General features: G+C 61.2%; 7 protein-coding genes. 2 read left to right on the plus strand and 5 right to left on the minus strand.

From position 1 onward, the window contains the following. Nucleotides 1-12: 12 nt before the first annotated feature. Nucleotides 13-828 carry an alpha/beta fold hydrolase gene (locus H8F23_RS07925; RefSeq protein WP_194933969.1) on the minus strand — a complete coding sequence of 272 codons (816 nt, stop codon included), beginning with the start codon at nucleotides 826-828 and terminating at the stop codon, nucleotides 13-15. Nucleotides 829-1,010: 182 nt separating this feature from the next. Beyond that, nucleotides 1,011-14,009: a non-ribosomal peptide synthetase gene (locus H8F23_RS07930; protein ID WP_194933970.1), complete on the minus strand. Its 12,999-nt coding sequence runs from the start codon at nucleotides 14,007-14,009 to the stop codon at nucleotides 1,011-1,013. A 371-nt stretch (nucleotides 14,010-14,380) separates the two neighbouring features. Between H8F23_RS07930 and H8F23_RS07935 the strand changes: the two genes are divergently transcribed. After that, entirely contained in the window at nucleotides 14,381-14,935 is a 555-nt protein-coding gene (locus H8F23_RS07935) for an RNA polymerase factor sigma-70 (protein WP_141127401.1), read from the plus strand. A 135-nt stretch (nucleotides 14,936-15,070) separates the two neighbouring features. Here the strand turns inward: H8F23_RS07935 and H8F23_RS07940 are convergent, their stop codons facing one another. The 3 genes from H8F23_RS07940 to H8F23_RS07950 all read right to left on the minus strand — a co-directional run bounded on the left by H8F23_RS07940 (nucleotide 15,071) and on the right by H8F23_RS07950 (nucleotide 17,685). After that, complete coding sequence (locus H8F23_RS07940) at nucleotides 15,071-16,084, minus strand: GNAT family N-acetyltransferase (protein WP_194933971.1); 1,014 nt, start codon at nucleotides 16,082-16,084, stop codon at nucleotides 15,071-15,073. Nucleotides 16,085-16,171: 87 nt separating this feature from the next. Further along, complete coding sequence (locus tag H8F23_RS07945; RefSeq protein WP_093435061.1) at nucleotides 16,172-16,969, minus strand: substrate-binding periplasmic protein; 798 nt, start codon at nucleotides 16,967-16,969, stop codon at nucleotides 16,172-16,174. Nucleotides 16,970-17,061: 92 nt separating this feature from the next. Beyond that, complete coding sequence (locus tag H8F23_RS07950) at nucleotides 17,062-17,685, minus strand: TetR/AcrR family transcriptional regulator (protein WP_093435063.1); 624 nt, start codon at nucleotides 17,683-17,685, stop codon at nucleotides 17,062-17,064. A 184-nt stretch (nucleotides 17,686-17,869) separates the two neighbouring features. On the opposite strand from H8F23_RS07950, the gene H8F23_RS07955 reads away from it, so the two are divergent. Further along, a complete protein-coding gene (locus H8F23_RS07955; protein ID WP_194933972.1) occupies nucleotides 17,870-19,654 on the plus strand; it encodes an acyclic terpene utilization AtuA family protein in 1,785 nt (594 codons plus the stop codon). The last annotated feature ends 3 nt before the right edge of the window (nucleotides 19,655-19,657 follow it).

A 19,657-nucleotide genomic window follows, 5' to 3' on the forward strand; every position in this document is an offset into this window, starting at 1 on the left:
AGATCACTCGGTTTAACGGTTGCGCGCGCTGAGGAAGGTAAACAACACCTCGGTGACAAACTGCGGATTCTCCAGATTGGAGATATGCCCCGCCTCCGGCACCAGCACCCACGGGCAACCGATCAACTCAGCCATTTCCTGCGTTTCCGACGGTGGTCGCGGCTTGTCCTGATCGCCGCACATGACCAGCGTGGTCGCTGCGTTCAATTCGCCCAGCCGTGGCAACAAATCATCACGGCCAAAGGTGATACGCCCCATCGGTACGATGCTTTCGCGCAGCCGATCCGAAGAGTACGCCGCCAGTTTCGCGCGGAAATCCTGATACAGCGCCGACTGCGGATCGATGCCCGGACGGAAGAAGATCGGTACGACGATATCCAGTAGTTGCTCGGAGATTTCGCCGGTTTCCTCAATTTGCTTGAACAGCGAAAAGTAATACTGACGGGTGGGTTCAGGTTCGACGCCGACATAGGTGTCCATCAACACCAGACCGTTGATCCGCTGCGGTGCCGACAACGCCAGACGCACGCCCCACATGCCGCCGACCGACAGCCCGACGAGGGTGATCTGATCGATGTCCAGATGATCGAGCAAAGCCTGCGCCTGACGGGCTATGTCATCCAGTGATGCCGTGCCTTCAGGCAACCGCCCTGACTCGCCATGGCCCCACAGGTCCAGCGCAATCACCCGATAGTGCGGCGACAAAGCGGCAATCTGCGGTGCCCACATGGCCTGATCCCACAGATAGCTGCCGGCCAGCAACACCGCCGGGCCTGAGCCTTGATCAATGTAATGCAGCGCTTGTCCGTCCACCGTGAAAAAAGGCATCGACCACCCCCGCGACAAAAAAAGAGAACCGGCAGACTGAGCTGCCGGTTCTTTATCGTCAACCTTGGTAATGTACATGAATGTACCGGCCTCATCGCGAGCAGGCTCACTCCTACAGGGGAACGCATTCCAAATGTAGGAGTGAGCCTGCTCGCGATGAGGCCAATGCAGGCGCTAAAGAACTAAAGGCCCTCCAGCTCCGCCATCAGATCATTTAACCGATCAACCTTCTCCTCGGTGATATCACTCGCCGCCAGTCCATCGATGTACTCGGCCAGTTCCTCCACCGTGCTGCACTCGAACATCGCCCGCAGCGGCACATCCCGCTGCAGGGTTTTCTGCACCCGCGAGGCGATCTGCGTGGCCAGCAACGAATGCCCGCCCAGTTCGAAGAAGTTGTCACGTACACCGACCTTTTCGACCTTCAGCACCTCGGCCCAGACAGCCGCCAAGGTCTGCTCCAGTTCGTTGCGCGGGGCCAGATAATCCTCGCTCTGCAACTGGCCGATCTCCAGCGCCGGCAAGGCTTTGCGATCGAGCTTGCCATTGGGATTCAGCGGCATTTGCTCGAGCCACAACCAGTGCAGCGGCACCATGTACTCCGGTAGTTCGGCGCGCAGGCGCTGTTTGATCCGCTCCAGTCGATCACTCGGATTGAGTGCCGAATCGGCCGCAACCAGATAACCGACCAAGTGTTTACCGTTGACGCCCTCCTGCACAGCGACCGCGCCATCGCGTACTTCCGGCTGTTCATGCAGGCGCGCTTCGATCTCACCCAGCTCGATGCGATAACCGCGAATCTTCACTTGGTGATCGACCCGGCCAACGTACTCCAGCACACCGTCGCTGCGACGCCGCGCCAGGTCACCGGTGCGATACAGACGCTCGCCCGGCGCACCGAACGGGTTCGGCACAAACACTGGCGCAGTGCGCAGCGGATCGCTGACATAGCCGCGCCCGACGCCGGTCCCGGCAACACACAACTCACCCACTGCGCCCAACGGCACCAGTTCCAGCGCGCCATCGACCAGATAGAGCAAGTTGTTGTCGGTCGGCGTGCCGATCGGCAAGTAACTGCCGCGCGTCGACGCCATGTCGACACGGAAGAACGCCACGTCGTCCGAGCACTCCGCCGGGCCGTACGCGTTGACCAAACCAATGTCCGGATAACGCAGCAGCCATTGGTGCGCCAGCTCCGGCGGCATTGCTTCACCGGTCGGCAGCATCCAGCGCAAGCCATCCAGACTCAGGCGATCCGAGGCGAGCATGCCCTGAATCAGCGACGGCACACTCTCCAGCACGGTGATGCCCTGCGCTTGCACGTGCACCAACAAACCTTGCGGATCGTGGGCGATGGTGTTCGGCACGATGTCCACCCGCGCGCCGAATAATGGCGCGGCAAGGAATTGCCAGACCGAAATATCGAAGCTTTGCGAAGCAGTCTGCGCAATCACATCGGCGTCGCTCAGGTTCAGATACGGCACCTTGCTCAACTGGTTATTGAGCATGCCGCGCTGTTCGACCATTACGCCTTTCGGCAGGCCGGTCGAACCCGAGGTGTAGATCACGTAAGCGAGGTTGTCCGGGCCGCTGTAAATGCCGAGGTTCTGCGCCGATGTCGCCGCCGCTTGAATCTCTTCCCACACCAGCAAGCGCGGGCGATTGGCGCAGCTGAATTCATCCAGCAAGGTCTGCGCCTGCTCAAGGCATGCTTTGGAGCAGACCAGCACCGGCGTGCGGCTCAGCTCGATGATGCGTTGCAGACGCTGACTCGGCAGGCCCGGATCCAGCGGCAGATAACCCGCGCCAGCCTTGAAGCTGCCGATGATCATGCCGAGCAGATCGAGATTGCGTTCGCCGAGCAAGGCCACCGGTTGATCCATCTGCACACCGGCGGCGACCAGTGCATGGCCGAGACGGTTGGCGTTGTGGTTCAGCTCGGCATAGCTCTGTTGCTGATCCAGGCAACTGGCGGCGATGCGCTGCGGATGCGCGACAACCTGCGCTTCAAACAGCGCCACGTAGCTCTGCTCCAGTGGATAATCGTGGGCACTCTGGTTGCAACCGTGCAGCAGGAAGTCCTGTTCCTCGGCACCCAGCAGCGGCAGATCGGCCATGTCGCCATGGAAGCCATCGACCAGCGCCAGCAGCAGACGCTTGAACTCGCCGAGCATGCGTTCGATGGTCGATTCGTCGAAATAACGCTGGTCATACGACAGGTGCAGGCCAAGGTCATCGCCCGGGTAGCACACCGCCGTCAGCGGGAAGTTGGTGTGGGTACGGCCCGAGTCCGAGGTCGCATTGAGGCTCTGCGCACGGTCCAGTACCGAGACTTCCACCGGGGCATTTTCGAAGACGAACAGGCTGTCGAACAGCGGCTGGCCTTTCGGCAATTCGCTTTGTTCCTGAATGTTCACCAGCGGCAGGTATTCGTACTCGCGCAGTTGCATGTTGCTGTCGAGCAGACCACTCAACCACTGACGCACGCTGCTGCGTTCATCATCAGCCGGCATCTGCACCCGCAGCGCGATGCTGTTGATGAACAGGCCGACGGTGCGTTGCATCTCCGGCATGTCCACCGGACGCCCGGCCACGGTAACGCCGAACAGCACATCACGATCACCGCTCAGACGGCGCAGCACCAGCGCCCACGCCGCTTGGGCGAAGGTGTTGATGGTCAGTTGATGGGCCTGCGCCAGTTCCCGCAGACGCGCACCGTCCTCGACATTGAGGCGCGTGTAGCGGTCGCCGACGATCATGCCGCCGCTCTCACCGGCATGTTCACGCAGGAACGGACGGTCGCTCGGAATCGGCGTGGTGCGCTCGAACCCTTGCAGGTTCTGCTGCCACCACTGCCGCGCTTCGGCGAGGCTTTGACGTTGCAGCCAGCCAATGTAATCGCGGTAACGCGGTGGTACAGCGAGTTGCGCTTCACGACCCTCACCCAGCGCGGTGTAAATCTCGAAGAAGTCGTTCATCAGCAACGAGCGGCACCAGGCATCGATGAGGATGTGGTGGTTGCTCATCATGAACCAGTAACGCGCCGCGCCGACCTTGATCAGGCGCAGGTGGAACGGCGCCTGATTGAGCAGATCGAAACCGGCCTCGCGCTCGCTTTTCAGCAGGGCTTGCAGCTTCGGTTCCTGCTCGTTTTCAGCAATGGCGCTCCAGTCCAGATATTCGATTGGCGTACGACCCGGCGTATGAATCACTTGCAGCATGTCTTCGCCGACGTTCCAGCAGAACGAGGCTCGCAGCGCTTCGTGACGGGCGACCACCGCTTGCCAGGCCTGAGCGAAACGCTGCGGGTCGAGTTCGCTGTTGATGCGGTAGCGATCCTGCATGTAGTACAGGCCAGTGCCCGGTTCGAGCAAGGTGTGCAGCAACATGCCTTCCTGCATCGGCGTCAGCGGATAAACGTCTTCGATGTGCGCGGCCGGCACTGGCAAGGCATCGAGTTGCGCCTGGGTCAGCCTGGCCAGCGGGAAGTCCGATGGCGTCAGGCCACCGGCCTCGTCTTGCAGGCAATGGGCGATCAGGCTTTGCAGTTCACCCAAATAGGCATCGGCCAGATCGTTGATGGTCTGCGCCTCGTAACGCTCGGCGCTGTAGGTCCAGCGCAGGAGCAATTCACCGCCGTAAACCTGGCTGTCGATGCTCAATTCATTCGGCAACGGCGCCTGCGGATCGTGAGCGGCACCGACCGGCTCGTCCAGCGGACGGAACAGCGCATCGCTGCCAAAGCTCTGGTCGAACTGGCCGAGGTAGTTGAAGGTGACCGGCGCGTTTGGCAGCGCGGCCATGCTGCGCTGGCTGAGGTCATCGGCGAGATAACGCAGCACGCCGTAGCCGAGGCCTTTGTGCGGCACGGCGCGCAGTTGTTCTTTGATCGCCTTGATCGAAGCGCCCTGCCCCGCAGCTTCTTCGATGTTGTGCGGGGTCAGACGCAACGGGTAAGCGCTGGTGAACCAGCCGACAGTGCGGGTCAGGTCGATCTCGTCGAACAGGGTTTCGCGGCCGTGACCTTCCAGTTGAATCAGCGCCGACGGTTGCCCACTCCAGCGGCAGAGTACGCGCGCCAATGCGGTCAGCAACAGGTCATTGACCTGAGTGCGATAAGCGCTCGGAGCTTGTTGCAGCAACTGCCGCGTTTGCTCGGCATCGAGGCGCACGCTGACGGTTTGTGCGTGACGATTCTGCTGGCCGCCCTGTGGATTTTCGCAGGGCAGATCAGCGTTCGGCCCGGCCAGTTGGGTCTGCCACCAGTCGAGTTCTTCGCGCAGGGATTCGCTGCCGGCGTAGGCCTGCAAACGTGCCGCCCAGTCTTTGAAGGCACTGGTTTTCGCCGGCAGTTTCACCGCTTGTTCGGCGTCGAGTTGGCGATACACCGTTTGCAGATCGTCGAGCAGAACGCGCCACGACACGCCGTCGACGACCAAGTGATGGATGGCGATAAACAGGCGTTGTTGACCTTCAGGGCCATCGACCAGCACGGCACGCACCAACGGGCCTTGTTCAAGATCGAGACTGCGCTGGGCATCAGCGAACAGTGCTTCACACTTGTCCATCGAGGTCACGCGCACTTGCCACAACACCACCGCATCGGAGACCGGTTGATGCGTCGCTTGCCATTGGCCGTCGGCCTCGCTGAAGCGCAGACGCAAGGCGTCATGCTGCTCGATCACCGCCAGCAGCGCCTGCTCCAGACGGTGCGGCTCCAGCGCCACAGTCGGCTCCAGTAACAACGCCTGGTTCCAGTGTTGACGCTCTGGGATTTCCGTGTCGAAGAACCAATGTTGAATCGGCGTCAGGGCCGATTCGCCAGCCACCAGGCCTTGCTCGGCCGTCACCTGCTCGGTACGACTGGCCACAGCGGCGAGGGTTTGCACGGTCTGATGCTGGAACAGATCACGCGGGCTGAAATGAATGCCTTGCTGACGCGCACGGCTGACCACTTGAATCGACAGAATCGAGTCGCCACCGAGTTCGAAGAAGTTGTCGTTGAGGCCGACCTGCTCGACGTTGAGCACTTCGCACCAGATCTGCGCCAAGCTGATTTCCAGCTCATTGCTCGGCGCGACGTAGTCCTGACGATTCAACTCAGGGTCCGGCGCCGGCAAGGCGCGACGGTCGAGTTTGCCGTTGGCGGTCAGCGGCATGCTCGCCAGCAGAATCAGGTGGGTCGGCACCATGTAATCCGGCAATTGCGCCTTGAGGTGCGATTTCAGGGCTTCGCGCAGTTCAGCCTGTCTGGCTTCGCTTTGTTCGGCGACCTCGGTGACGAGGTAACCAACCAGTTGTCTGCCGCTTGGCACATCGAGGGCGAGCACCACGGCTTCGCGGATCGAGTCGTGATCGAGCAGACGCGTTTCGATTTCGCCCAGTTCGATACGGAATCCACGGATTTTCACTTGATGGTCGATTCGTCCCAAATATTCCACCAAACCATCGGCACGCTGGCGTACCAGGTCGCCAGTGCGATACATGCGCCCGCCATCGGTGGCGAACGGGTCAGCGACAAAACGCTCGGCGGTGATACCCGGACGATCGTGATAAGCCTGCGCCAGACCGGCACCGCCGACGAACAATTCACCGGTCGCACCTTGCGGCACCAGCGCCAGATCGGCGTCGAGAATGTACGCCACGCGCGCGCCAATCACGCTGCCGATCGGCACACTGCCGGCGCCCTCTTCCAGCACCTCCGGCGCCAGACTGGCCAGGGGCATGACCACGGTTTCCGTCGGGCCGTAAGCGTTGAAAAACATCGATGGTTTGAACGCCGCGCGAATCCGTTGCAGGTGTTCACCGGTCAATGCTTCGCCACCGGTGATGATCATCCGCACCGGCAGGATTTCGTTTTGCGTCGAGAGGAACTGCGCCAACTGACTGCCGTAGCTCGGGGTGAAACCGAGCACGTTGATTTTGTGCATACGGATCAAATCGCAGATTTCTTCCGCGTCCCACTGACCCTGCGCACGTAACACCACTTGCGCACCGCTGAGCAACGGCACCAACAGGCGCTCGGTGGCGGCGTCGAAGTTGATCGAATAGAAGTGCAATTCGCAGTCATCCGGGCGCATGCCAAACCGCTCAATCACGGCCTGGCAATGCATAGCGATTTCGCCGTGGGAAACCACCACGCCTTTCGGTTTGCCGGTCGAACCCGAGGTGTAAATCAGGTACGCCTGATGCTGCGGCAGACTGATAAACGGCAGCTCGCTGGCCGGGTAAGCGGCGAGTGCCGCACTGTCCTCCTCCAGGCACCAGCGCGCCACACTTGGCGGCAGATCGCCAAGGGCTTTGAACATGGCGCGATCACTGAGCAGCAGGCCGATGCGGCTGTCTTCGATCATGTAATGCAGACGGTCGAGCGGGTATTCCGGGTCCAGCGGCACATACGCACCGCCAGCCTTGAGAATCGCCAGCAGGCCGATGACCATTTCCAGTGAACGCTCCAGTGCCAGACCGACCCGCACTTGCGGGCCGACACCGCGCTCACGCAAGGCCCAGGCCAGACGATTGGCGCGGGCGTCGAGTTCGGCGTAGCTCAGGGTCTGCCCGGCGAAGGTCAGGGCCGGCGCGTCTTTGCGGGCCAGCGCCTGTTCGGCGAACAGGTGATGGATGCACTGATCGAGACGATGCTCGCCCGACTCGATGCCGAGGCTGTCGAGCAGGTGCTGTTGCTCAGGCGCATCGAGCAGCGGCAATTCACTGAGGCGCTGCTGCGGATCGGCGATCAGCGCTGCGAGCAGATTGCGCCAATGCTTGGCCATGCGCGCGATGGTCGGCTCGTCGAACAGATCGGTGCTGTAAGTCAGGCAGCAACCGAGGCGATGGTCGAGGTCGGTGACTTCCAGATTGAGGTCGAACTTGGTCGCCCGCGCATCGTTAGCCAGATATTCGACAGTCATGCCGGCGAGCATGCGGCTCTGCTGGAATTCCCAGCGCTGCACGTTGCACATCACCTGAAACAGCGGGTTGTACGCAGCGCTGCGCGGCGGTTGCAAGGCTTCAACCAGATGATCGAATGGCAGATCCTGATGCGACTGGCCTTCGATCACGGTGTGACGCACCTGCTCGAACAGTTCGCCGACCGACATCATGCCGTCGAGCTGGCAGCGCAGCACTTGGGTGTTGAGGAACGCACCGATCAACCCTTCACTTTCCGGGCGAATGCGGTTGGCCACCGGCGCGCCAATGCGCAGATCGGTCTGGCCGCTGTAGCGGTAAAGCAGCGTGGCAAGCGCGGCGGTCATGGTCATGAACAGGGTCAGACCGTTTTGCGCATTGAACGCACGAACCCGCGCGGCAAGATCGTCGCTGAGGTCGAAACGGAACAGCTCACCCTGATGGCTTTGCACTGGGGGACGCGGACGGTCGCCCGGCAATTCCAGCAGCGGATGCTCACGGCCGAGTTGCGCGGTCCAGTAGTCGAGCTGACGCTGACGCTCGCCGGATTCCAGCCAGTTGCGCTGCCAGACGCTGTAGTCGAGATACTGCACCGGCAGCGGCTCAAGCGGCGAATCACGGTCATCGACAAAGGCTTCGTACAGCGCACTGAGTTCCCGGGCGAAAATGTCCATCGCCCAGCCTTCGGTGACGATGTGGTGCAGGGTCAGGACAAAGTAATGTTCTTGCTCGGCAGTCTTCACCAGACAGGCGCGCAGCAGCGGGCCGGTTTCCAGATCGAACGGCAGATGAGCTTCGTCATCGGCCAGTTGCTGAACCTTTTGCTCACGCACATCGGCGGCTAGTTTTGAGAAATCCTTCCAGCCCATGCGCACACCGGTTTCGCCATGCACTTGTTGGCGGGCGACGCCGTCGACACTCGGGAAGGTGGTGCGCAGGGTTTCGTGACGCAGGATCAGCGCTTGCAACGCGGCCTCGAAACACTCGACATGCAAGACGCCGCGCAGGCGCGCCATGCCGCCAACGTTGTACGCCGGGCTGTCCGGCTCCATCTGCCAGAGGAACCACATGCGCTGTTGCGAGTACGACAACGGCACCGGTTGGCTGCGGTCGACCTTGTCGATCGGCGGTTGTTTATTGGTGCGACCGCTGGCCTGGATCAGGCGGATCTGTTCGGCAAAATCAGCCAGTTCGCTGTGTTCGAACAAGGCGCGCAACGGCAGCTCGACGTCGCAGGCCTGACGAGTACGCGAGATGATTTGCGTGGCCAGCAGCGAGTGGCCACCAAGGGCGAAGAAGTCGTCACGCAGGCCGACTTGAGGCAGACCGAGCACTTCGCGCCAGATCGCGGCGATCTGCTGTTCCAGTGCAGTGATCGGTTCGACGTGTTCACGCACTTGCCATTGCGGCTCGGGCAAGGCGCGGCGGTCGAGTTTGCCGCTGGGGCTGAGGGGCATGGCATCCAGACGCATCAGTTGCGCCGGGACCATGTATTCCGGCAGCTCGGCGGCCAGCGCAGTTCTCAGGCGCGTGATTTGCTCGTCAGGATTTTCACTGGCATCGGTCGCGGTGAAGTAGCCGATCAGCTGCGCACCGGCAGCAGTTTCGCGCACCAGCACCACGGCTTGGGCGACGCCGTCCTGGGCGAGCAAGCGTGCTTCGATTTCTTCCGGTTCGACGCGGAAGCCACGCAGCTTGACTTGCTGATCGAGGCGGCCGAGGTATTCAATCACGCCATCGGATGTCCAGCGCGCACGGTCGCCGGTGCGGTACAACCGCGCGCCCTGCTCGCCCAATGGATCGACCACAAAGCGTTCAGCGGTCATCGATGGACGACCAAGGTAACCGCGAGCCAGACCGATGCCGCTGATGCACAGTTCACCCGGCACACCGGCCGGCAGCGGATTGAGATCGGCGTCGAGCACGCGGCAGATCACGTTGCCCAGCGGACGACCGATCGGCGAGCGCTCACCATCGGCAGTGGTGCAATGCCAGTGGGTGACGTTGATCGCGGTTTCAGTCGGGCCGTAACGGTTGTGCAATTGCAGCGCCGGCAGCTGCGCGAGGATGCGGTTGCGCAGTTCGGCTGGCAACGCTTCACCGCCAGAGAACACCCGGCGCAGGCTGGTGCATTCGGCGCTCAGTGGTTCGTCGATGAACAGCGCGAGCAGCGGCGGTACAAAGTGCAGCGTGGTCACGCCATAGGCCTGAACCAGTTGGGCAATGCGATGTGGATCGCGATGTTCACCGGGGCCGGCGATCAACAGACGCGCGCCGGTGATCAGTGGCCAGAAGCATTCCCACACCGACACGTCGAAACTGATCGGTGCCTTTTGCATCAGCACATCGGTTTCATCGAGGCGGTAGGTGTTCTGCATCCATTGCAGACGCTCGGCCAGTGCCGCGTGGGTGTTGCCGACGCCTTTCGGCTGGCCGGTGGAACCCGAGGTGTAAATCACATAGGCGAGATTATCGCCGTGCAGGTGCAGACCCGGTGCCTGGCTCGGCCAGTTTTCCAGGTGCAACGCGTCCATGGCAATGACACTGACGCCGGCGCTGGCCGGCAAGCGGCCGAGCAATTCGGTCTGGGTCAGCAGCAGTTCGACGCCGCTGTCACGGAGCATGTAAGCCAGACGATCGGCCGGATAATCCGGGTCCAGTGGCACATAGGCGCCGCCGGCCTTGATGATCGCCAGCAGGCCGATCAGCAGTTGTGGCGAACGCTCGGCGGCGATGGCCACGCAGACATCCGGGCCGACGCCTTTATCGCGCAGGTAATGCGCAAGGCGGTTGGCTTGCGTGTGCAGTTCGGCGAAATCGAGGCTGCCACCGTCCCACACCAGCGCGGTGCGTTCCGGGGTCAGGCGCGCCTGTTCGTTGAGCAGTTCTGGCAGCCATTGTTGCGCCGGGGTACATGGCGCAACGCCCCAGTGCTGTTGCTGATCGTGCTCAGTGGCGGTCAGCAGTTGCAGATCACCGATGGCTTGCTCCGGACGTTCGCAGACGTCGCGCAACAGGTTGCTGAAATGCTCGGCCAGACGCTCGATGGTCGCCACATCGAACAGTTCGCTGGCGTAGTCGAACGACAGGGTCAGGCGACCGTTGCGATCTTCTTCGCTGTGCAATTGCAAATCGAACTTGGCTTCGCGGCTGTGCCACGGCAGTTCTTCGGCGAGCAGACCCGGCAGACGTTTGAGCGCACTCAAATCACGTTGCTGGTGGTTGAACATGACCTGGAACAGACCTTGTTCGCGGGCCTGCGGGAAGGCTTCGAGGAGTTGTTCGAAGGGCAGATCCTGATTCGCCTGGGCACCGAGTGCGGCGTTGCGGGTCTGGGCCAACAGCGCAACGAATGACAGGCGCGAATCAATCTCTGCACGCAGCACTTGGGTGTTGATGAAGAAGCCGATCAGGCCCTGGGTTTCCAGGCGTGGACGGTTGGCGTTCGGTACGCCGATGCGGATGTCGCGCTGACCGCTGTAGCGATGCAGCAGGCTCTGGAATGCCGCGAGCAACAGCATGAACGGGGTCGATTGCTGAGCCTGTGCCGTGTTACGGATCGCATCGCTGAGGCTCGCGCCCAGACGCACGGTGTGACGTGCGGCGCTGTGAGTTTGCTTGGCGGAGCGTGGGTAATCGGTGGCCAGTTCCAGCGCTGGATGCTCGTCGCCCAACTGCGCTTTCCACCAGGCCAGTTGCCGCGCGCTCTCGCCTTGCGCCAGCCATTGACGCTGCCAGCTGCCGTAGTCGGCGTACTGGGTTGGCAATGGCGCGAGGTTGGCCGTCAGCCCTTGCGAAGCGGCGGCGTACAGGCGCGAGAATTCATCGATCAGTACGTTCAGCGACCAGCCGTCGGCAATGATGTGGTGCAGCGTCACCAGCAATTGGTGATCCTCATCATCGAGGCGCACCAGCGTCACCCGCAGCAGCGGACCTTTTTCCAGGTCGAACCGGGTGCGTGCTTCGTCTTCGCGGATTTGTTGCGCACGGGCCTCGCGCTCAGGCGCCGGCAAGTCGCTGATGTCGATCAGTTGCAGGTTGAATTCGGTGCCGGCAGTCACTTGTTGCAGAGCCACGCCGTCGCGCTCGAAGAAACGCGTGCGCAGGGATTCGTGGCGTTCGATCAGTTGCTGGAAGCTGGCACGCAAAGCGTCTTCGTCCAGTTCGCCACGCAAACGCAGGGCACCGGGAATGTTATAGGCGCTGCTCTGTGGGTCGAGTTGCCAGGTGATCCACAAACGGTTTTGCGCCAGCGATTGCGGCATCGGCTCGCTGCGCGACAACACGGAGATTGCACCTTGGGCGCTGCCGCCGTCCTGCTGCTGTTGCGCAACGGCTGCGGCGAACGCAGCCAAGGTCGGAGCTTCGAACAACAGGCGCAGGTTCAGCTCAAGCGCGAGTTCTTCACGCACGCGGGCGACCACTTGCGTAGCGGCGATCGAGTTGCCGCCGAGCAGGAAGAAGTGGTCGTCGGCATTGACCTGTTTGACGTTGAGTTGCTCAGCCCAGATTTTGCCGATCAAGGCTTCAAGTTCTGAGGCGCTGGTGACTGCGTCCTGGCTTTCAGCGGTGCTCGACGGGAACACCGCGTAGCTGTCGAGGCTGCCATCGGCCAGACGATTACGGCACGCCGAGCGCTGCAATTTGCCACTGGAAGTTTTCGGCAAGGCGCCGGGATTAAGCAGCACCACCACGCTCGGGGCTTCCTGACAAGCCTCAGCCACGGCTTGGCGAATGGCTTTGATCAACGCCTCCGGCGGGAGGATTTTCTGCACGCTGCGGCTGATTTCCGCCGCGATGCCGATACCCTCCTCGCCATCCTGATTGACCGCGAACGCAGCGACGCGGCCCTTGCGCACCACTTCCACTTCGTTCTCGACCGTTTTTTCGATGTCCTGTGGATACAGGTTGTGGCCGCGCACGATCAGCATGTCTTTCAGGCGACCGGTGATGAACAGTTCACCGTTGCGCATAAACCCCAGATCGCCAGTGCGCAACCAGGTACGGCCGGCGTGCTGAACGAACGTCTTGGCACTGGCTTCGGGGTTGCGCCAGTAACCGTGGGCGATGCTCGGGCCGGCGGCCCAGACTTCACCGACAGCGTTGTCGGCCAGTTCATCGAGGCTGCTCGGCTCGACGATCAGCACCGCGTGTTCCGGCTGGCTGATGCCGCAACTCATGATCGGGCTGCCATCGCCCGGCTCGGCGCGGTTTTGTGCCAGCGCCTGATCATTGACGCGCAGTGCCGGGATGCCGGTGCCGCGCGGGGTGCCGGCGACGAACAGCGTGGCTTCGGCCAAACCGTACGAGGCCATGAAGCTGTGCTCACTGAAACCGCATGCGGCGAACTTCTCGGCGAAGCGCTCAAGAGTGTCGAGACGGATTGGCTCGGAACCGGAATAGGCCACGCGCCAGCGACTCAGATCGAGACGTTCCAGCGCCGACTCGCTGACCCGTTCGCTGCACAAGCGATAGGCGAAGTCCGGTCCGCCGCTGATGGTGCCGCCGTATTCGCTGATCGCTTCCAGCCAGCGCAATGGCCGACCGAGGAAGTACGCCGGCGACATCAGAATGCATGGCACGCCGCTGAAAATCGGCTGCAGCAGACCACCGATCAAACCCATGTCGTGGTACAGCGGCAGCCAGCTGACGATGACATCGTCAGGGTTCACGTCGATGCCGAAACCGTGACGGATCAGGAGTTCGTTGGCGACCAGATTGCCGTGGCTGACTTGCACGCCTTTGGGCAGTGCAGTCGAGCCGGAGGTGTATTGCAGGAAAGCGATGTGGTCTTGCGGCAGGCTCGGTTCAACCCAGTGTTGCGCCAGTGTCTTGTCGAGGGTGTCGACACACAACAACGGTGGCGCCCCCTCGATCTGCTGCAAGGCGTCGCGCAGGTCGGCGCTGGTCAGCAGCAGACGCGGTTCGGCGTCGGCAATGATCGACAGCAAACGCTCCTGATGGTGACGGCGCGCGGATTCCGGCGGATAGGCCGGCACTGCGATCACGCCGGCGTAAAGGCAACCGAAAAATGCCGCGACGTAATCCGGACCGCTGGGAAACAGCAATACCGCACGATCACCAAAGGCAGCCTCGGCTTGCAGCGCTGCCGCAATGGTGCGCGCGCGCTCATCCAGCTCACGATAACTGAGTACCACAGCCTGCTCTTCGTTTTCGGCGAGAAAACGCAAGGCCAGTCGATCCGGCGTCAGGGCCGCGCGGCGCTGGAGGGCTTGGACCAGGGTGCTGGGGAGTTCGAACGCGTCGGTCATGAGGTTTCCTGCCTGAATTCGGCTTGCTAATGGAATCGGGTTGCTGCGTCACGCCCCTCGAAGGGCATGCAGGGCGCGGTCTGTGCCGACCACGCAAGGCTGCGGAATGTGGTGTGGCCGGGGTTGTGCGCCCGGAACCATTCACCAATGAGAACGGATGACGTCTTGAAATAATTAGTCGGCGGGCAGGAGAGCCAATGCGGCTGGGGTGTGGCGGCGTGTCGCAGTTCTCAGAACGCACCTTTGTGGCGCATTACTTCTCTTTCTCAATTGACAATCATTATCATTCAACATAATTTGTCGCTCGATGTGTAGGACGCCCCCATCCCCCAAGGCGTCCCACGAACCTATTTGGCAGCAAGGTGATTTCCATGACGGAACAAGTATCCACAAGCAAGTGCGATTCACCGCTACTTCAGGCATTCGTCGACAATCGACTGATTCTGGTCAAGATTGCAGCCCGCATTACCGGCTGCCGTTCGCGCGCCGAAGATGTGGTGCAGGATGCGTTTTTCCGACTGCAATCGGCGCCACCGATCACGTCGTCGATCAAGGCTCAACTGAGCTATCTGTTCCAGATCGTGCGCAACCTCGCCATCGATCACTACCGCAAACAGGCGCTTGAGCAGAAGTACTCCGGCCCTGAAGAGGAAGGGCTGAATGTGGTCATCCAGGGTGCTTCGCCGGAAACCTCGCATATCAATTTCTCGACCCTGGAAAACATCGCCGACGCGCTGACGGAACTGCCCAGCCGCACGCGCTATGCGTTCGAGATGTACCGGCTGCACGGCGTGCCGCAAAAGGACATCGCCAAGGAACTGGGCGTTTCGCCAACCCTGGTCAATTTCATGATTCGTGATGCACTAGTGCACTGCCGCAAGGTCTCGGGCAGTCGTCGGGATGCGGTGATTGCGGGTCGTCGTTAAGATCTGAATTCGGCGTCAAGCCATTCGCGAGCAAGCTCGCTCCCACATTGGATCTGTGTACGCAGAACCCATGTGGGAGCGAGCTTGCTCGCGAAGGCGGACTTGAATCCGCCATAGATCTCAAGCCCCGCGACCTCAGGCCAGTTTGCACCGATCAAAAAACCGCTCACGCCCCAGCATCATCAGCGCCGCACGCTTGTGCGGGAAGTCGAACTCTTTCTCACAGTGAAAGCACTGATTCTGCATATGGCCGATCATCTTCGCGTTGTCGGCCCGCGGCTCGGCGACCACGCGCTGAGTGCGCGGATCATCCAGAAACAGGTAATGCACCAGCGCCGATAACCAGCTCGCCACTTTATGCGGGCCACGGTGCTCTTCCTCGCCGACCAGCATGTGAATGCCGCGATCATAATTGTCGGCATCATAGAACGGCGCGATGCGGTCTTCCTTGGCCCAATAGGCTTCGAAATAGGCAAACGGCTGATCATCGAAACAGCCAATCAGCGTCAGCGTATGCGGGTCAGCATCGAGCTTGCTCAGGTATTCGCGATGCTTCTCGATGCTGCCCTCTTCCTGCCAGAAACTGGCAACGCGCGGGCTGTTCTGCCAGCGGTTGAAGCGCGACAGGTCTGCTTCGATCTCTACAGTGCGCAGGGAAATCCACGCACCAAGACGGGCATCGAAACGCCGATACACTTCACCGCGCGGTTTGACCGGCCGCAGCGGATGACGCTTGCCCTGGCTGATGACCATTTGCTGCGGATAGCTGCCTGCCAGCGAAGTGCCGAGCCACGGTTGCGGCAACTGCCAGAACAGCGTGCGCTCGCAGCGATATTCGCCGGCCACTTCGGTGCTCACCAGCAAGCCACTGAGCAAGGCTTCGGTCGGTGGCTGATCAAGTTGCCAGGTCAATTGACGGCACGCCGGATCCCGTGCGAACAGCCAGTAACAGGCTGCCCACAACGCCTGCCCGGGCGGCAACGCAAAACGCTCATCGATCTGGATCGGTCCCTTTGCGTCTCGATCGAGGCGCAAGCGGATCAGCGGTTGTCCGTCCAGACTCAGGCTCAGACGGTTTTCGCTGACATCAGCGATCAGTTGACTGCCCGCAGGCAAGGCCAGGGAAGTCAGGTCATTCAGATTGGACATGGGTCGGGCTCACGATAATCGTCGACAGTTCAACGATGGGACGTGATCCGGGAGGGAAAATTTAGGCTTTGCCCGCAAATCGGTGCCTCAGTGGTGAGGCACCGGCACTACGGCAATCTTGTACGGATCGAAAATCTTCAGCATTTCACCGTTGTCGCGCAAACCCTGCAACAACTTGCCAAACGCCGCGCCGGTGATCGGCGCGGTCGGACGAAGAATCGCGTAATGGTGATAGACCTGATCGATGCGCTGCGACACCAGCAACTCGTCGCGCACTTTTTCGTTACGCAGCAGGTAATCGAACAGATAGGAACGGGTCACCAGGGCAACATCGGCACGCCCGCGCAGCACCATCAGCAGGTTGCTGTCGTGGGAATAGGTCAGCGTGGCGTTGTAATTCTGTGCGAGGTATTTCGGGTCAGCGTTGAAGTTGGCGAACTCGTAGTGATAACCGCTGAACAGAGCCAGGCGCTTGCCAGTGAGGTCGGCGAAATAATTCTGCTGCCGACCATCTTCGCGTTGTGCGACGAAAATTTCCGCATCCTCAAGACCCATGTCGACATCTGTGTGGGGAATTTCCTTCCAGCCCCAATCGGGGTTCTCGAAAATTGCCATGTCGATCCGGCCCTGCTTGAAGTCACCGAAACGCCGGGGAATCGAGGTGGGCACGAGGACGAACTGATAGTCGCTTTGCAGGCGATTGAGGGCCTCGACCAATTGCGGCAGAAGGCCTGTGTCGGCACCGTTTTCCGGGCGAACGGTGTAAGGCGGAAAATGCGCCGCGCCGACCCGGACCAATTGCGCTGCCTGAGCGGGCAATACCCAAAATGCAGCCAGCGCTGCGAGCATCAACCCCGCGGCCGTCCGAATTGGCAAAGACTTCAAAACACCCCACTCCCCGAAAAAATACCGATCAATGCATTCAAGCTAGGCGGTTTCGCCCAGTTAGCCAGTTTCCCGGCCGGATAGAAAGTGCTTCAACGCGCTTCGAGGACCAGAATCAGCGCCTCGTCGGCCAACTGATCGAGGCTCAAACTGCCGCCGGCACGGAACCAGGTGGTCGTCCAGGACAGTGCGCCAGTGAGGAAACGTCGGGTAATAAATACATCGCCACGGATAAATCCTGCGTCCTTGGCCTCACCCAGCACTTGCAGCCAGATGTCCTCGTAGACATCGCGCAGTGCCAGCACTTTGGCCTGGCCTTCTTCGGACAGCGAACGCCACTCATAAACCAGCACTGCCATGGCTTCACCGCTGCCGCCCATGATTGACTGCAGTTCGCAGCGAATCAGCGCCAGCACGCGTTCGCGCACATTGGCCGCATCGGCCAGGGCTGCCCGCATTAACGCGGTGTTGTAGCGGATGGTTTCTTCCATCACCGCCCGGAGGATTTCATCCTTGCTTTTGAAGTGATGAAAAATGCTTCCCGACTGAATGCCGACGGCGCCGGCCAGATCGCGCACCGTGGTGCGTTCGTAGCCTTTGTTGCGGAACAGGTGAGCAGCCACTTGCAGCAATTTGCCGCGGGCGCTGTCGGGGTCGGTCAATTGGCCTTCATCAACCAAATCGCGCATGACCCTCAGGGCTTTTTGCTCGTCCACCCGTTCTCTCCTACAGTCGATCAGTCTGTTGCCCCCTGAAACCGCAGGGTTGCGCGCAATTTAAGCCGCCAGCGGCAACCAAGCAAGCGCTTGGGCAGAAGATAGTTTCAACTGTTTACAAACCAAGCGCTTGCTTGGTAGCCTCAGGACACTTCTGTCGCAGGTTGCTGAGTCGGAGATAAAAATGCCCACCACCGTTCGCATCGGATGCGCCAGTGCATTCTGGGGAGATACGTCTACCGCCGCCGCGCAACTGGTGGAGGGCGGCAAGCTGGATTATCTGGTGTTCGATTACCTGGCCGAGATCACGATGTCGATCATGGCCGGGGCACGCATGAAGGACCCGCAGGCGGGGTTTGCCGGCGACTTCATCGACGTGCTGACACCACTGCTGCCACAACTGGCCGAGCAGAACATCCGCGTGATCAGCAATGCCGGCGGGATCAATCCGCAAGCCTGTGCCGCCGCCCTGCAAGCGGCCTGCGACAAGGCCGGCGTCGCACTGAAAATCGCCGTTTTACTGGGCGATGACCTGCAACCACAGCTCAAACAGCTCAGCGGCATCACCGAAATGTTCAGCGGCGCCCCGCTGCCGCCAATGTGCGTGTCGACCAACGCCTACCTTGGCGCGCCGGGCATTGCCGAAGCGCTGCGCCTGGGGGCCGACATTGTCATCACTGGGCGCGTGGTCGACAGCGCGGTGGTCAGTGCGGCGCTGGTGCATGAATTCGGCTGGTCATGGCACGACTACGACAAACTCGCCCAGGCCGCATTGGCCGGGCACATCATCGAATGCGGCGCGCAATGCACCGGCGGCAATTTCACCGATTGGCGCGAAGTGCCGGATTACGAGCACATCGGCTTTCCGATCGTGGAAGTCAGCGCCGACGGCCAGTTCATCGTCAGCAAACCGGAAGGCTCAGGCGGACTGGTCACACCGCTGACCGTCGGCGAGCAAATGCTTTATGAAATCGGCGATCCGCAGGCCTATCTGTTGCCCGACGTGGTCTGCGATTTCACCGAGGTCAAACTTCAGCGACAAGGCAAGAATGCCGTGCACGTGCAGGGCGCCAAAGGCCTGCCACCGAGCGGTAAATACAAGGTCAGCGCCACCTACCCGGACGGGTTTCGTTGCACCGCCAGTTGCCTGATCGCCGGTATCGATGCAGTGGAAAAAGCGCAGCGCGTCAGTCAGTCGATCATCGACAAGACTTCGCAAATGTTCAGCCAGCGCGGCTGGGCGCCCTACAGCGAAATCAACATCGAACTGCTCGGCAGCGAAGCCACCTACGGCCCCCACGGCCAGCGCCGCGACAGCCGCGAAGTGGTGATCAAGCTCGCCGTGCGCCATCCGAGCAAACAGGCGCTGGTACTGTTTTCCCGGGAAATTGCCCAGGCCGCGACCGGCATGGCGCCGGGGCTGACCGGCATCGTCGGCGGGCGGCCAACGGTGTATCCGCTGATTCGTCTGTTTTCATTCCTGATCGATAAAAGCGCCTGCACAGTACAGATCGACATGGCCGGTCAACGTTATCCATGCGCCCTGCCTTCGCTCTGCGCACTCGACAGCGCGGATTTGCCCCTGCCCCATCAGCCGCCCAAACCACAGGTCCGCGCCGATGCCAGTGTGGCGCTGGTAAAACTGGCCGTCGCGCGCTCCGGTGACAAGGGCAATCACAGCAACATCGGCGTGATGCCGCGCAAACCCGAATACCTGCCATGGATCGCCGAAGCGCTGACCCCGGCCGTGGTTGTCGACTGGATGAGCCACGTACTCGACCCGATCCACGGCCGGGTCGAACGCTGGTATCTGCCCGGCACCCACAGTCTGAATTTTCTATTGGAAAACGCCCTCGGCGGTGGCGGCGTGGCCAGTCTGCGCATCGATCCGCAAGGCAAAGCCTTCGCCCAGCAACTGTTGGAAATCCAGATCCCGGTGCCGCAGAGCATCGCCGAACAGCTCGACTAGAGG

It is taken from the genome of Pseudomonas neuropathica, assembly GCF_015461835.1.
GTDB classification, from domain to species: Bacteria; Pseudomonadota; Gammaproteobacteria; order Pseudomonadales; family Pseudomonadaceae; genus Aquipseudomonas; species Aquipseudomonas neuropathica.